Source organism: Gluconobacter roseus (assembly GCF_046058915.1).
Lineage (GTDB): Bacteria > Pseudomonadota > Alphaproteobacteria > Acetobacterales > Acetobacteraceae > Gluconobacter > Gluconobacter roseus_A.
Genome location: NZ_CP175538.1, coordinates 1,102,272 through 1,116,266, shown reverse-complemented (window position 1 = coordinate 1,116,266; position 13,995 = coordinate 1,102,272). Strand labels below are relative to the sequence as shown.

The 13,995-nt window shown below is 61.7% G+C and carries 14 protein-coding genes; 8 read left to right on the top strand and 6 right to left on the bottom strand.

Going from position 1 to position 13,995, the window contains the following annotated elements; genetic code table 11:
• Position 1 precedes the first annotated feature (1 nt).
• On the bottom strand, positions 2 to 1,000 hold the full coding sequence (locus tag ACJ2A4_RS05225; RefSeq protein ID WP_408873888.1) for an aldo/keto reductase: 999 nt from the start codon (positions 998 to 1,000) through the stop codon (positions 2 to 4).
• Between the two features lie 90 nt (positions 1,001 to 1,090).
• Between ACJ2A4_RS05225 and ACJ2A4_RS05220 the strand changes: the two genes are divergently transcribed.
• Genes ACJ2A4_RS05220 through ACJ2A4_RS05210 form a run of 3 tightly spaced genes read left to right on the top strand, consistent with a single transcriptional unit; the run spans position 1,091 to position 4,438 of the window.
• On the top strand, positions 1,091 to 2,383 hold the full coding sequence (locus ACJ2A4_RS05220) for an O-antigen ligase family protein (protein ID WP_408873887.1): 1,293 nt from the start codon (positions 1,091 to 1,093) through the stop codon (positions 2,381 to 2,383).
• 19 nt (positions 2,384 to 2,402) lie between these two features.
• A complete protein-coding gene (locus tag ACJ2A4_RS05215) occupies positions 2,403 to 3,401 on the top strand; it encodes a CobW family GTP-binding protein (RefSeq protein ID WP_408873886.1) in 999 nt (332 codons plus the stop codon).
• Positions 3,398 to 4,438 (top strand): WD40 repeat domain-containing protein, encoded by a 1,041-nt coding sequence (locus ACJ2A4_RS05210; RefSeq protein ID WP_408873885.1) that lies wholly within the window; start codon positions 3,398 to 3,400, stop codon positions 4,436 to 4,438. The genes ACJ2A4_RS05215 and ACJ2A4_RS05210 overlap by 4 nt, the downstream gene beginning before the upstream one ends.
• A 43-nt stretch (positions 4,439 to 4,481) precedes the next feature.
• Here the strand turns inward: ACJ2A4_RS05210 and ACJ2A4_RS05205 are convergent, their stop codons facing one another.
• The gene (locus ACJ2A4_RS05205; RefSeq protein ID WP_408873884.1) at positions 4,482 to 5,570 is read right to left on the bottom strand and encodes an MIP/aquaporin family protein; all 1,089 of its coding nucleotides are present in this window, start codon (positions 5,568 to 5,570) and stop codon (positions 4,482 to 4,484) included.
• 292 nt (positions 5,571 to 5,862) lie between these two features.
• Here ACJ2A4_RS05205 and ACJ2A4_RS05200 point away from each other — a divergent pair, with 292 nt between their 5' ends.
• A complete protein-coding gene (locus ACJ2A4_RS05200; protein ID WP_408874105.1) occupies positions 5,863 to 7,884 on the top strand; it encodes a GAF domain-containing protein in 2,022 nt (673 codons plus the stop codon).
• A 25-nt stretch (positions 7,885 to 7,909) separates the two neighbouring features.
• The gene (locus ACJ2A4_RS05195; protein WP_408873883.1) at positions 7,910 to 8,281 is read left to right on the top strand and encodes a response regulator; all 372 of its coding nucleotides are present in this window, start codon (positions 7,910 to 7,912) and stop codon (positions 8,279 to 8,281) included.
• Positions 8,282 to 8,290: 9 nt separating this feature from the next.
• On the opposite strand, the gene ACJ2A4_RS05190 is transcribed toward ACJ2A4_RS05195, so the two are convergent.
• Positions 8,291 to 8,593, bottom strand: a complete 303-nt coding sequence (locus ACJ2A4_RS05190; RefSeq protein WP_408873882.1) for a SelT/SelW/SelH family protein — start codon at positions 8,591 to 8,593, stop codon at positions 8,291 to 8,293.
• A 148-nt stretch (positions 8,594 to 8,741) separates the two neighbouring features.
• On the opposite strand from ACJ2A4_RS05190, the gene ACJ2A4_RS05185 reads away from it, so the two are divergent.
• Entirely contained in the window at positions 8,742 to 9,551 is an 810-nt protein-coding gene (locus tag ACJ2A4_RS05185; RefSeq protein WP_408873881.1) for an acid phosphatase, read from the top strand.
• Positions 9,552 to 9,578: 27 nt separating this feature from the next.
• Here ACJ2A4_RS05185 and ACJ2A4_RS05180 read toward each other — a convergent pair whose 3' ends face one another.
• The 3 genes from ACJ2A4_RS05180 to ACJ2A4_RS05170 all read right to left on the bottom strand — a co-directional run bounded on the left by ACJ2A4_RS05180 (position 9,579) and on the right by ACJ2A4_RS05170 (position 13,012).
• Entirely contained in the window at positions 9,579 to 11,048 is a 1,470-nt protein-coding gene (locus ACJ2A4_RS05180) for a chloride channel protein (RefSeq protein ID WP_408873880.1), read from the bottom strand.
• 200 nt (positions 11,049 to 11,248) lie between these two features.
• On the bottom strand, positions 11,249 to 12,142 hold the full coding sequence (locus ACJ2A4_RS05175) for a cation diffusion facilitator family transporter (protein ID WP_408873879.1): 894 nt from the start codon (positions 12,140 to 12,142) through the stop codon (positions 11,249 to 11,251).
• Positions 12,143 to 12,151: 9 nt separating this feature from the next.
• Complete coding sequence (locus ACJ2A4_RS05170; RefSeq protein ID WP_408873878.1) at positions 12,152 to 13,012, bottom strand: cation diffusion facilitator family transporter; 861 nt, start codon at positions 13,010 to 13,012, stop codon at positions 12,152 to 12,154.
• 24 nt (positions 13,013 to 13,036) lie between these two features.
• Here ACJ2A4_RS05170 and ACJ2A4_RS05165 point away from each other — a divergent pair, with 24 nt between their 5' ends.
• Together ACJ2A4_RS05165 and ACJ2A4_RS05160 are read left to right on the top strand one after the other, a co-directional pair.
• Entirely contained in the window at positions 13,037 to 13,201 is a 165-nt protein-coding gene (locus ACJ2A4_RS05165) for a hypothetical protein (RefSeq protein ID WP_408873877.1), read from the top strand.
• A gap of 165 nt (positions 13,202 to 13,366) precedes the next feature.
• Positions 13,367 to 13,948, top strand: a complete 582-nt coding sequence (locus tag ACJ2A4_RS05160) for a DJ-1/PfpI family protein (protein WP_062497638.1) — start codon at positions 13,367 to 13,369, stop codon at positions 13,946 to 13,948.
• Positions 13,949 to 13,995: the final 47 nt, after the last annotated feature.

Genomic DNA, 13,995 nt, shown 5'->3' with positions numbered 1-13,995 from the left:
TTCAGTCCCGGGCGGGAGGGGCCATGAAGGTCGGGTCAATGGGGTTCGGAACGTGACGGGCCAGGATTTCGTCAACGGCCTTCTTTTCCTCATCGGTCAGGGACCAGCCGAACACATCCTTTACACCTGAGACCTGCTCCGGCTTGCGGGCACCCCACAGGGCGATGACAGGACCCTGATCCAGAACCCAGCGGACAGCGAAGGCCATGACGGACTTGCCGCGCTTCTGGGCCAGCTTTTCGAAGTCCGCGACGGCAGCGAGATACTTCTCGAAATTCGGCTTCTGGAACTTCGGATCATTCGAGCGCAGGTCGTCCTTCGGGAAGGTCGTGTCGCGGTTCATCTTGCCCGTCAGCAGACCACGGCACAGCGAGCCATAGGCGAGAATGACGGCATTGTGCTTCTCGGCGTAGGGCAGGATGTCCTTTTCAATGGTGCGTTCGAAAAGGTTCAGCGGCGGCTGGATCGTGGCGAGAGGGGCGACTTCACGGAAGATGTCCATCTGCTCAGGCGAGAAGTTGCTCACGCCGAGGGCACGGATCTTGCCTTCCTGATGGAGCTTCTGCAGTTCGCGGGCGCTCTCGTCGATCGGGGTCTTGTCGTCGGGCCAGTGGATCTGTTCGAGATCGATCGTCTCCACGCGCAGGCGGCGCAGCGAGTCTTCGACTTCCTTGCGGATGCGGGCCGGGCGGGAATCCCGGAAGACCTTCATATTCTTTTCGTCTTCGCCGACCCAGTGCAGTCCGAGTTTCGTGGCGACATGCGCCTTGTTGGGCTTCTCTGCGAGCGCCCGACCAACGATGTCCTCGGAATGGCCGAAGCCGTAAACCGGGGCGGTGTCGATCAGGTTGATGCCTTCATCAATGGCGGCGTGGATGGTGCGGACGCCATTGTCATCATCGGGGCCGCCCCACATCCAGCCGCCGATGGCCCATGTGCCGAGGGCGACGCGGGAGAGAGGGGTGTCGATGCCGGGGATGCGGATGGTGTCGGAAGCCATGAATGTCTCCACTTGAAATGGACAGTAACGAAAAAGCGTATCGCGCCGGAAGTGGTTGCATGAAATCGTGAAACCTTCCATCCACGCCAGATGCGTTTCTCTCCTTCCGTCCTGACCCGGATCGGCCGTTGGGCTGCTGTGGTCCTGCCTCTGGCCCTGACGCATGTGCGCGTGGCGGGTGAGGCCGATCTTGATTTTCTGGCCGTGCTGCTTCTGCTGCATTCGGGCCTGACCGGACGGCGCCATGGCGGATGGGACTGGTTCCGCGAACCGTGGGTCGTTGCCACGTTCTGCTGGTGGGGCTGGCAGGTTCTGTGCACGCTGTGGGTAGCGCCGGGGCATGGGGCGCTGACCCAGTCGCTGCTGGCGATCCGTTTTCCACTCGCGGCCGCCGCTTTGGGCTGCTGGGTGCTGAAGGATGCGGTCTGGCGCCGGCGTGTGCTGTGGCTGACCTGTGCGTGCGGGGTCTATATCGCGTTGCAGATGCTGATTCAGGCGGTGTTTGGGCGCAATCTGTTTGGAATTCCGCGCTTTCATGACGGAACGCTGACCGGACCGTATGCGCATCCGCGGGCTGCGGCACCCCTGTCCCGGCTGATTTTGCCGCTGCTGATGGTCGGATGTGCAGCAGCGGAAGGGGCGCGCAGCCGTCTGGTGCGGACACTGGGGCTGTGCGCGGCCACGGTTCTGGCGGTCGGGATTATGGTTCTGGCCGGGCAGAGGATGCCGCTTGCGCTGTCCCTGCTGGGGATTGGCGTGTGCGCGCTGTTGTACCGGCCAATGCGTCCGGCGGCGCTGGCGGCGGCGGCGATGCTGCCGGTTCTGGTGCTGGTGGCGCGGGTGTTTTCGCCGGGCAGTTTCTTCCATCTTGTAACACTGGCGCGGCAGCAACTGACGCATTTCGGCCAGTCGCCTTATGGGGAGATCTATACCCATGCGGTTGTGATGGCGCAGGCGCATCCCTGGATCGGACAGGGTTATGACGCCTATCGGCATTTCTGTTCGGACCCGGCCACGTTCCATGGGCTGTCATGGCTGTCCGACGCCGTGCCGGAGAAGGGATGGCTGGATCTGTGTGTGCAGCATCCGCACAACCATTACCTTCAGGCGCTGGTGAATGCCGGGGTGCCGGGACTGATCCTGTTCGTGCTGATGATCGCGACCTGGCTGAAGGCGATCTGGCCGGGGCGGAACGGTGCGGCAATTTCGATCGGACTGTTTGCGGCAGTGTTCATTCAGGAATGGCCGATCGCGTCGTCGTCGGACTTCCTGAACCTGCCCCTGAGCGGCTGGGGCTTCCTGCTTCTGGGGCTGGCGCTGGCCTATCGGACATTCCGGACTGGGGACGGGTTTCAAGCGGGCAGGGACCGGCCTATATCGTAAGGCAGATTACGGAGGCCTTATGTCCAGCACCCCTGACACTACTGCGACCCCGACGCGGACCGGAACCGTTCCCGTGACGGTTCTCACCGGCTTTCTCGGCGCCGGCAAGACGACGCTTCTCAATCATATCCTGACGGCCGAGCATGGCCGCAAATATGCGGTCGTCGTGAACGAGTTCGGCGAACTCGGGATCGACAACGACCTCGTGGTGGATGCCGACGAGGAAGTGTTCGAGATGAACAACGGCTGCATCTGCTGCACGGTGCGTGGGGATCTGATCCGCATTCTGGGCAGTCTGCTGCGTCGGCGGAACCGGTTTGACGGCATCATTGTCGAGACGACAGGGCTGGCCGATCCGGCCCCGGTCGCGCAGACGTTCTTCGTGGACGAAAACCTGCGGGAGAAGGCGCGTCTGGATGCGGTCGTGACGGTTGTGGATGCGTTCAACGTCATGGAAACGCTGGATGAAAGCCCCGAAGCCGTGAACCAGATTGCGTTTGCGGATGTGATCGTGCTCAACAAGGTTGATCTTGCGGATGAAGAACGCCGCAAGGAGATCGTGGCCCGTCTGCGCAAGATCAATGCTGTGGCGCAGATCCATGAAGCGCAGCATGGTGGCGTGAAGCTGACGGATATTCTGGACCGCGGCGGCTTCGATCTGACGCGTGCGCTCAAGACGATGCCGGATTTTCTGGAAAACGAGCACCACTCGCATGAGGAAGGCATCACCAGCATTTCCCTGAGCATCAAGGAACTGATCGACCAGCGCCGTTTTCAGGCCTGGATCGGGGCGATCCTTCAGGAGCAGGGCGCAGACATTCTGCGGGCCAAGGGCATTCTGCACTTCAAGGGCGAGAAGGACCGCTTTGCGTTCCAGGCTGTACACATGATGGCGGATGGCGATTTCATCGGTCCGTTCCGTGAGGGCGAAAGCCGGGAGTCCCGTCTGGTGTTCATCGGGCGCAATCTCAACCGTCCGCAGCTTCGTCGCGGCTTTGAAAGCTGCATTGCGGAATGATGGGTGATCTTCTGACGGACCGGGGCGGAGAGCGCCGGTTCGAGAGCCCGGTCGTGCATGTGGTTTCCGCACGGGATGGCAACAGCTTTGCAGCGCTGACGGCGGACGGGGAGCTTGCGCTGATCCCACGGGACAGTCTGCGGGATCCGGAAAGCTGGACAGTTGTTGCGGCGCATGACGGTGGGCTGTGTCTGGCACAGGATTGTGCTCCGGATGCGTTCCTGTCGGGTGGCGAGGACGGAAAGCTCGTCCGGACCTTTGCTGACGGGCGGAGCGAAACCCTGCATGAAGGCCGGCGCTGGATCGACTGTGTGGCGAGCACGCCGGACCATCTGGCGTTCTCGACGGGCAAGCAGATCGAGGTCCGCAAGGCGGAAGGGCGTGAGATGCTCAAGGTTCTGGAGCATCCTTCGACCGTGACCGGCCTCGTGTTCGATGCGAAGGGCAAGCGGATCGCGGCGTCGCATTATAATGGCGCGTCGATGTGGTTCGTGCAGGCCAAAGTCGATACCGTACGGCCGTTTGAATGGAAAGGCAGCCATATCGCGATTGCCATCCATCCGGGCGGGGAGGCGCTGGTGACGTCCATGCAGGAGAACGATCTGCATGGCTGGCGTCTGTCGGACGGGCATAACATGCGCATGAGTGGCTACCCGAAGCAGGTGAGGTCGCTGGCCTTTACGCGCAACGGTCGCTGGCTGGCGACGGCCGGGGCGGATGCGATCATCCTGTGGCCGTTCTTTGGCGGTGGGCCGATGGGCAAGGCGCCGGCCGAGCTGGCACGCCTGCCGGGGCTGTTCGTCAGTGCGGTCTGTCCGAACCCGAAGGAAGACATCATTGCGGCGGGCTATGAAGACGGGACGGTCGTGCTCGCGGAAATCGGGGGTAGTGACCAGCGTGTTCTGCCGCTGTGCTCCGGGCAGGACACAAAGCGGGGCAAGGTCACGTCGCTCGGCTTCACGCCTCAAGGCGGGTCTCTGGTTTTCGGGACGGAAGACGGCATTCTGGCCGCGATCGATCTGTCCAGCGCAGACTGATTTTCGGAACTGACGTTGCGGAAGAACGGGCCGGTCTGATTATTCAGGCCGGCCCGTTTTCTATGTCGCCGGGCTGGAGGTCGCCTGTGGCGTCAGGGGCCTGTTTGCGTGCGAGGGCTTCCAGATGGGCACGATAGGCATCGTAATGCTCGGGGGCGGCGTGTCTGAAATCGGGGTCTTCGAGATGGGGGACGCGGCCGTGATGGCCGAAATTGACCAGACGAGCCTCGAGCAGGTGCACCTTGCCCAGAATATCGGATTGGATCAGCAGGACAGCGAGTGACGAGCCGATGAACGGTCCGAAAAGATAGATCCACAATCCATTCCAGTTGCCAGCAAACAGATCCGGGCCGAAGCTGCGGGCAAAATTGGCGCTGTTGCCGGACATCCAAGCCGTGATCGGGTTCATGACGAAGAAGAACAGGCCGCCAATCCAGGGTGTAATCCACTTGTAACGAGGATGGGCCGCCAGCCAGTACAGCATCATGATGAGCAGGCCGGTCACGAGAATTTCGGAGCCGAGCGCATACCAGATCGAGATATCGGTATAGGGAACGGTCGCTCCGTAATGCACTTCTGTCGAGAACAGGTGCCAGGGCTTGAAGATGATGCCGAAAGCATAGACGGCGCCGGTTCCGAGTGCAGCGCCCAGTATCTGCGCGATGATATAGCCCAGCGCGTCGATCCAGACGATTTTCTTCGACAGCATGAAGGCGAGGGTGACGGAGGGGTTGAGATGGGCTCCGCTGACTTTTCCGAATGGCGTCATGGCGGCAACCGTACCCGCGAGACCGAAGCAGAGGCCGCACAGGGCGGTCTGCAAGGTGGGATAGGGCGCGAGAAGGGTGCTGAAGAATGTGCCCGGTGCAGACAGGAAGATCACGCAGGTCAGGCCGGCAATCATCAGGATGGCAGTGGCGAGCGCCTCGCATCCGTAGAGATTCCAGTGGAACGGCCGTTCGGGATGGGGATCACCGGCAAGGGGGCGGTCGTGGAAATGGATATGGAAGTGGGGCCAATGGATCTGCGGAATCTTGTTGTGTGGAAGATGGAAGTGGGGAAGGTGCAGATGGGGGTGATGTGTCTCCCGAGTGCTTTCTTCCTCTTCCGGAACGGATTTCTGTTCTGACATGACCTCGTCCATGTATTCGTGGCGGTGCGATGCGCGAAAACACATGACATCCATTGCGGAACTCTTCGCGGCGTCTCTCTGATATGTAAGAGCACTTTGCGTCTACTGGGGTCACGATGCCGTGACGATGTCCGGGATTGAGTTGCATACGGGCCGATTGATGAGGGTTATATGTTATGATTCCGGAACATACTCCGCTGGTCGGTTCACGCTGGATTGTGCAAGGTTGAAATAACGCTATGTTCGTGCCATGCAGAGCACGGTTTCCATTCAGAAAAAGAATTTGAAGACAGTGCTTCCATCGGACGTTCCGGCTGATCCGACTGCATACGGGGATCTGCAGGCATTTTCGGATCTCGATCTCGACGATATTGCCGTGGCCGCAGCGGCGCTCTGCCGGGCGCCGATTGCGCTTGTCAGTATTCTGGATGGGGACCAGCTCTGGTTTTCCGCCCGGTTCGGAACCGACCAGCCAAGAGGTGCGCTTGCCAATTCCGGCTGTGCCGCGGTGATTGCGCTCAGGGCGCCGGTTGTGATCCCGGACATGATGGCGGATCCTGATACGCGCAAGAACGGCCTTGTCTGCGGCGTGCCGGGTCTGCGGTTCTATGCCGGATATCCGCTGTTTACGGCCGAGAACGATATTTTCGGCACGCTGTGTGTCGTGGATCTTGAGACACGCCCCGAAGGTCTTTCGCCGCAGGAGCATAACGGGCTGGGGGCGCTGGCACGGCAGGCCATGCGCCTTATGGGAATGCGCCGGGAGACGGTGGCGCAGGAGCGGCGTTTGGCCGCCCAGCAGATCCGCCGCGAACGCGCCACGCGACAGGCGCGGCAGGCCGATGCGGCACGGCGCCGGGCCGTCGAAAAATACGCCATCCAGCAGGCTGCGGGCGCGGCCGGTGGCGTGGGAATTTTCGAATATGACCTGGGAAGCGGAGACATTACCGTTTCTCCGGAAGTCTGCCGGATCATTGGTATGCCCGTCAGGGAGATCGTGACGGCGACCGAGTGGGTTATGTGCGTGCATGAGGAAGACAGGGCGCAGATCCCGGTTCTGGCACAACTGCTGGACGGGTCCGCGCCGCTGAAACTTGAATATCGTATCATCCGGGCGGACGATCTGAAGGAACGCTGGATCCTGCGTCAGGGCGTGCTGGACCGTGACGAGGACGGGCGTCCCATCCGGCTGATCGGCACGATTCAGGACATCACGCTTGAAAGGAACGCGACCAGTCGTCTGACGACCCTGCTAGCCGTGGGGGATGCTCTGCGGACGGCCACGACACGGCAGCAGGCGCTTGATGAGGCGTGCCAGCTTCTGGGCAACCGGCTTGATGTCCAGCGGGTCGGGTTTTCGGCGGTTTCCGTGCGTGACGAACTCTTTACCGTTGAGCGGGGATGGTTTGCGCCCGATGCGTCGCCGATTGAGGGGAGCTTTTCGTTTCAGTCCTTCCGCCGGGTCTCGAATTTCCTGCGCAGCGGGGCTGTGCTCATTCTGGATGATCTCTCCAATCCGTCCTGGATGTACGAGGAGCAGGAAGCGTGGCGTGCGGTGCAGGTCGAGGCCCAGATTGTTGTGCCGAAAATGGATCATGGCGAGCTGACAGGCTGTCTGTTCGTTCACAGCGCAACGCCCAGGGAGTGGACGCTGGATGAGACGTCCTTCATCCGCATGGCCGCGGACCGGATTTTCACGGCGCTGGATGAATGGGATGCCGAGGCGCGTCAGGAGATCGTCAATCATGAAATCCTGCATCGCCTGAAGAATACGCTGAGCATCGTGCAGAGCCTGGCCCATCAGGGTTTCCGGGGCGTGGACGATCAGGGGCCGCTGACGACCTTCACGTCCCGTCTGGTCGCGCTCAGTGCCGCGCATGACCTGCTGATGCGCCGGAACTGGCAGTCCACGGATCTGGCCAGTCTGGTCTGCGGGGTGCTGACGCCGCTGGGTGTGGAGAGCCGGGTTCTGGTATCGGGGCCGTTCCTCAAGCTGGGACCGGATACGGCGACGTCTTTTTCAATGCTGCTGCATGAACTGGCCACGAATGCCATGAAATACGGGGCGCTGAGCGTGCCCGAGGGTGAAGTCTCCCTGGACTGGACGATTACGGACAGCGATGGCGAGCCAGTCATGGCGCTGTGCTGGCGGGAGGCGGGTGGTCCGGCTGTTACGCCACCGCAGCGGACGGGGTTTGGCGTGCGTCTTCTCAAGGCAGGGCTGGGTCGATACGGAAAAACGGAACTTCGTTATGCTTCGACGGGTTTATGTGCAGATCTGACCGCCCCGACCCTGTCGCTCGCAACGATCTGACACTGACTGGAGACCCGTGATTTTTATGCCGGAGAACCCTGACACACGGCCAACGATCCTGATTGTCGAAGATATCGTGTTTATTCGCATGATGTCCGAGGACTATTTCGAGGATGCCGGCTTCAGGACTCTGAGCGCCCGGACGGCGGCGGAGGCGATTGCGTTCCTCGAAACGGACCCGTCGATCCGCTACCTGTTTGCTGACATCCATCTGCCGGATGGTGATGACGGGCAGAAACTTGCCGCCATCGCCCGCAAACGCTGGCCTCCGGTGAAAATCATCCTGACATCGGCCGATATGCCCGCAGATCAGGTGCGCCTGCCAGTCCGCGGCATGTTCCTTCCCAAACCCTATAGTCTCGACCGGGTCAGGCTCACGTTTGAAACCATGCCCTGATCCGCCGGATCAGGGTTCAGGTTGCGAAGTTGGGCGATCCGTGTGGCCAAGGTCGCGGTCGGGATCGATGACGTCCCGCACGCGCTGCTTCAGTTCCTTCGGGCCGGGAAAACCACCGTCGCGTTTGCGCTCCCAGATCAGGGTGTCATTGACGTGGATTTCAAAACGTCCGCCGGTATCAGGGATCAGGGCAACCTCACCCAGTGCCTGGCCGAAGGTGGAGAGCAGTTCCTGTGCCATCCAGCCTGAACGGAGCAGCCAGTTGCACTGGGTGCAGTAGCGGATGGAAACGCGGGGCAGTGGCGTTGTCATAAGTGGCTCCTGTTGCGGCTGTACGATGGTCTGGCGACACAGACTGTCATGAGGTTTTCACGCGTCAAAGTCTTCGCGTGGCGGGCAGTGAACGTTAAGGATACGGATTATTCTTCTCTTCCGTTTTCCTGACTGGAATTTCTGGCCCATGCATTCTGCTTTTCGTCTGCCCGCCGCGTTCGTCCTGTGTGCGACTGTCCTTTCGGGATGTGCGTTTTCAACGCATGAAACAGCTTCGGTTCAGGCCGGTATTCTGCCCGACAGCGCGGCTCCGGACGAACGTCTCGTCCTTGCGCCGCCGCCTGCACCTGGCAGCGCCGCACAGCTGGATGACGACCGGGTGTTCCGTGTGACGCGTGCGCTGAAGGATACGCCGCGCTGGACACTGGCGCAGAGCGATGCCGATCTGTCGCAAGAGCATCTGGTGCGGGATTTCTCCTGTGCGGCGGGTTTCGACATTGATCTGAAGAAAGCGCCGCATCTGGCCCGTGTGCTTGAGCGGATCCGCCATGCGGTCGGGCACCGGACGTCCGAGGTCAAGAAATACTGGCACCGTACGCGGCCTTTCGTGGGCACGAACCTGCCGATCTGTACGTCTTCCGAAGGTCTGGGGCTGAACTCGTCATATCCATCAGGACACACGACGGCGGGGTACGGGATGGCGCTGCTTCTGGCGCATCTGATGCCCGAACATGCGTCGGCCATTCTCCAGCGCGGGCGCGTGTTCGGAGAGAGCCGGATTGTCTGCGGAGTGCACTGGAAGTCCGATGTTCAGGCGGGATATCTGAACGCGTCTTCACTAATGGATGTACTTCTGGCCCAGCCGGAGCTTCAGGACGATCTGGCGGCGGCGCGTCGCGAACTGCTTGCGATGCAGGGGGATACTGCGGCTCCTGACGCCGGACGATGCGCCGTAGAACATGATGCCGCGGTGCACTCGTTGCTGACAGAACCATAAGAGACCGCAGAGCAGCGTGCTGAAAGATCAGGACGCTGCTTTTTCACTTTCGGATGGTGTCGGCGCGGGCTCGATAGATGGTGGGGAATGGTTGTGGTGGCGCCCGCGATCATTGGCTTCCATGAACCGGTCGGCCAAGCTGCTGTAGAGAGAATGCGGGCAGATCATTTTTGACACGCCGAACGCCAAGAAGGATGTGGCCAGCAGGGCCAGCGTGACCTGCTGGTTGTCGCACATTTCCATAACGATGATCGTGGCGGTCAGCGGCGACTGCGACATGCCGCAGAAATAGGCCACCGTGCCGAGAAGCACGACCGCGCCGGGGGTGGTGTGGGGCAGGAACTGTTCCACCCAGCCGCCGATCCCAGCGCCAATGGCGAGGGATGGTGCGAACATACCGCCCGGGATGCCGGAGCAGTAAGACACGATCATCGCCAGATATTTCAGGATGAAAAATGAAGCCGGGTAATGCTCGGTGCCGTTGAAAATGGCGCGGGCCTGATCATAGCCCGTGCCATAAGTTGCGCCCTTGGAGACAAGGCCGATCAGGGCGAGCACGAAGCCGCAGGCAGCGGCAAAGGCAATCGGGCGTGTGGCGGCAAACTGTCCCATCCGGCCGGGAATACCACGCGATGCCTTGATGAGAATGGCCGAGAAGCTGCCCCCCGCGAGGCCACCAAGAATGCCGCAGGTCAGCACCGCAATCCACGCCGTACCGACAGGCACGTCCACGTCTGCATGGCCGAAATAGGTGTAGTTCCCGATCAGTGCGATGGCGGTGACGCCGGACAGGACCACCACGGTCAGGGTGCGGCCCGAAGTCTTCTGCTCAAAGGAATGGGACAGCTCTTCGATGGCGAACATGATACCGGCCAGAGGCGTGTTGAACGCTGCCGCCATGCCGGCCGCGCCGCCGGCGAGGATCATGCTGCGTCGGGCGGCGATGTTGGATTGTCCCAGCAGGCGGGAAAAGGCATGCATGATGGACGCGCCGACCTGCACGCTGGGACCTTCACGGCCAATGGAGGCGCCGCAGATCAGTCCGAAAGACGTCAGCAGGATCTTGCCGAGGGACGTCTTGAGGGACAGCACGCGGTCCACAACAGTGACGTTTTCGATATGCAGTGTCGCAATGGTCTGGGGAATGCCGGAGCCCTGGGCGCCCTTGAAGATGGTGCGTGTGGCCCATGTGATGAGGGCCAGACCTGCGGGGGCGACGACCAGCATGGCAGTGGGGTGCCAGGCCACGATGTGATGACGTACGCCAGCCGCCCAGTCACCCAGTCGGGCGAAAAGGACGGCCACGATGCCGACCAGAACCGCGCCCACCCAGTAAACCGCTGTGCGGCGCCACTGGTTCGTCGTCACCTTGGCCGAGCGGCGCAGATGCAGGATGCGGTCCTTGCGGCGCATGGCATGCTGCGAAGAGCGTGCATCCGTCACCGGAGGCTCGGGAGGAACAGCGGCGACAGGAGAAGGAGGCGGTGTATCGGCCAATATTCGGACGTCCGGGAGGGAGGATCAGGCTGTGGAGGATACGCCCGGTTCAGGCCCGTGCGCTGATAATCTGCACCTGCCACCAACGCGGGAGGAGGGTCAAGGGTTCTCGACCGATGGGGCGCAGAAGGGCTAATCCGCCTCCGACTGTGTCATAAACCGCACGGTCAGGGCGGATTCGCCACGGTTTTGATCAGGCGTCAGCTCAGGACCAGAGCGCCGGAATGCTTGGCCTTGTCTTCGGGCTCGACATGGATGTGGATGGAGGCGCGGCCGAGTTCGGAGCGGATGGCGGCCTCGATCTGGTCGCAGATCTCGTGGGCATCGTGGACCGTGAGCGTGCTCGGGACCACGAGGTGGAACTCCACGAAAGACAGGGCGCCGACTTTGCGGATGCGCAGATCATGGGCCTCAAGAGCCCCTGTGGCGCTCTCGGAAATCACGGCCTTGACCGCATCCATCTGCTCGGGCGAGGGCGCTTCATCCATCAGGCCGGACAGGGAGTGCTTCATCATGGAGAAGCCGGCGCGCATGACGTTCAGTGCGACCAGTGCGGACAGCACGGCATCGAGCCGGTCCCATTTGAGCAGCGGGATGAGCGAGACACCGATCACGAGCGCGATCGTCGCCCAGACATCCGACACGACATGCTCGCCTGCGGCCTGAAGGGCCTGCGAGGACTGTTTGCGGCCGACCGCGATCAGGGTGCGACCCCATGCGAGATTGACCAGACCGGCCAGTGCATTGAGCGCCACACCAGAGAAAGGAGCATTGACCGGTTCGGGGTGGCGCCAGTCATGAATGGCGATGACCAGAATGCCGATGGCCGTGAGGACAACCAGCACGCCTTCGATGACGGCAGAAAGATACTCCGCCTTGCCGTGGCCATAGGGATGGTTGTCGTCGGCAGGCAGGGCCGCGACGGACATGGCCCAGAGCGTGCCGACGGCTGCGACAACATTCAGGATGGTCTCGATCGCGTCAGACAGCAGGGCTTCCGAGCCCGAAACCAGATAGGCCGCGTATTTGATGGCCAGCACCACCACACTCAGCACGATGGAGGCGCGGGCGACCTTGATGCGGGTGGATGTCATGACATGTCCTCAGCAGCAGGGCTGGTGCGTGTCGCAGACTGAAGGCTGGGTTTCAAGCTGGAAAGTGGGATGGGCGATGTCAAAACGCGTCCGGACAAGCTCTGCGGCGCGTGCAATGACCAGATCCGTGCTGACGGGTTTCGTCGGATCACAGACGAGATGAACGGTCAGGGCGGTCTCGGTCGTGCTCATGGCCCAGATATGCAGGTGATGCAGTCCGGAGACGCCATCAAGCGACAGGAGCGCGGCCTGCACGGCATCCGGATCGATCCCCGCCGGGACGGCGTCGAGCGCCAGATCCAGCGAACTCCGCAGCAGCGACCACGTGCCGATTACGATAGAGACCGACACGATCAGGCTCATGATCGGGTCGATGATCGTATAGCCCGTGAACGCGATCAGCAGCCCGGCGATGACGACCGAGAAGGCCATGACGGCATCGGCCGCCATGTGCAGGAAAGCGCCGCGGACGTTGAGATCGCTCGATGCGCCTTTCATGAAAAGCAGGGCTGTCACGGCATTGACGGCAATCCCGACCAGCGCCACCCAGCTGATGACCTCGCCCTGGACAGTCTGGTGCGAAAACAGACGCAGGACGGATTCCCAGACGATGCCACCGGTGACGAGCAGCAGGATCGTGGCGTTCGCGAGGGCCGAGAGGATCGTCGAGCGGCGCAGGCCGTAGGTGAAACGCGCGCTGGAGGAGCGTGTGGCAAGAACCTGCGCCAGCCAGGCCCCGGCGAGACCAAGCACGTCCGACAGGTTGTGTCCCGCATCGGCCAGAAGGGACAGCGAATGCGCCCAGACGCCCCACAGGGCCTCCCCCGCGACATAGGCCGTGTTCAGGGTGATGCCCACTGCAAACGCCATGCCGAAACTGGCGGGAGCATGGACGTGCTGGTGGCCGAATCCGAAACCGTGACTGTGCCCGTCGCAATGGTCGTGATCATGGTGATGGTCATCATGATCGTGGTCCGCATGGTCATGCGCGTGATGCTCATGCGGAAGGGTGGTGCCATGATGATCGTGATCGCAGGCGCAGTCGTGATGGGGATCTGAGGTCATGGAGGCCAGTGCTGTGAGAATTGAAAGCCGACCTTACTGCATGTGAGGCGACCATCCCATATCTATTGCCGAACCGTGCATGGCATGGTGTCATGACTGATATGAACGGCAGCGCTCCTGATGCGTCAGGATGCACACACGAAGAAGGAGAAAGAGACGATGGCTGAAAAGCGTATTCTCATGATCGCAGGTGATTTCGTCGAGGATTATGAAATCATGGTGCCGTTCCAGATGCTGCTTCTGGTCGGGCACAAGGTCGATGTCGTCTCGCCGGGCAAGAAGGCCGGCGAGCAGGTCGCAACGGCCATTCATGATTTCGAGGGGCACCAGACCTATACCGAAAAGCGTGGCCATAACTTCACGCTGAATGCGACCTATGCGGGCGTGACGGCAGACGCCTATGACGCGCTGGTCATACCGGGTGGACGGGCTCCGGAACAGCTCAGCACCGATGAAAGCGTGCTGGATCTGGTCCGCGCCTTCGTCGAGAGCGGCAAGCCGGTCGCGGCTGTCTGTCATGGCCCGCAGCTTCTGGCGGCAGCGGGTGTCATCAAGGGCAAGAAGATCTCGGCCTATCCGGCCTGCCGGGCGGAAGTGCTGCTCGCCGGAGCCGAGTATCAGTCCGTCCCGATGGATGGGGCGGTAACGGACGGGCAGTTCGTGACGGGGCCGGCCTGGCCCGCGCATCCCGCCTGGATCGGGCAGTTCCTGAAGGTTCTGGGCACGCAGATCACGCCGTAAGGGATTTGCGCCGGATCGCTCACAACATTGTGGCGAAACGCGGCCTG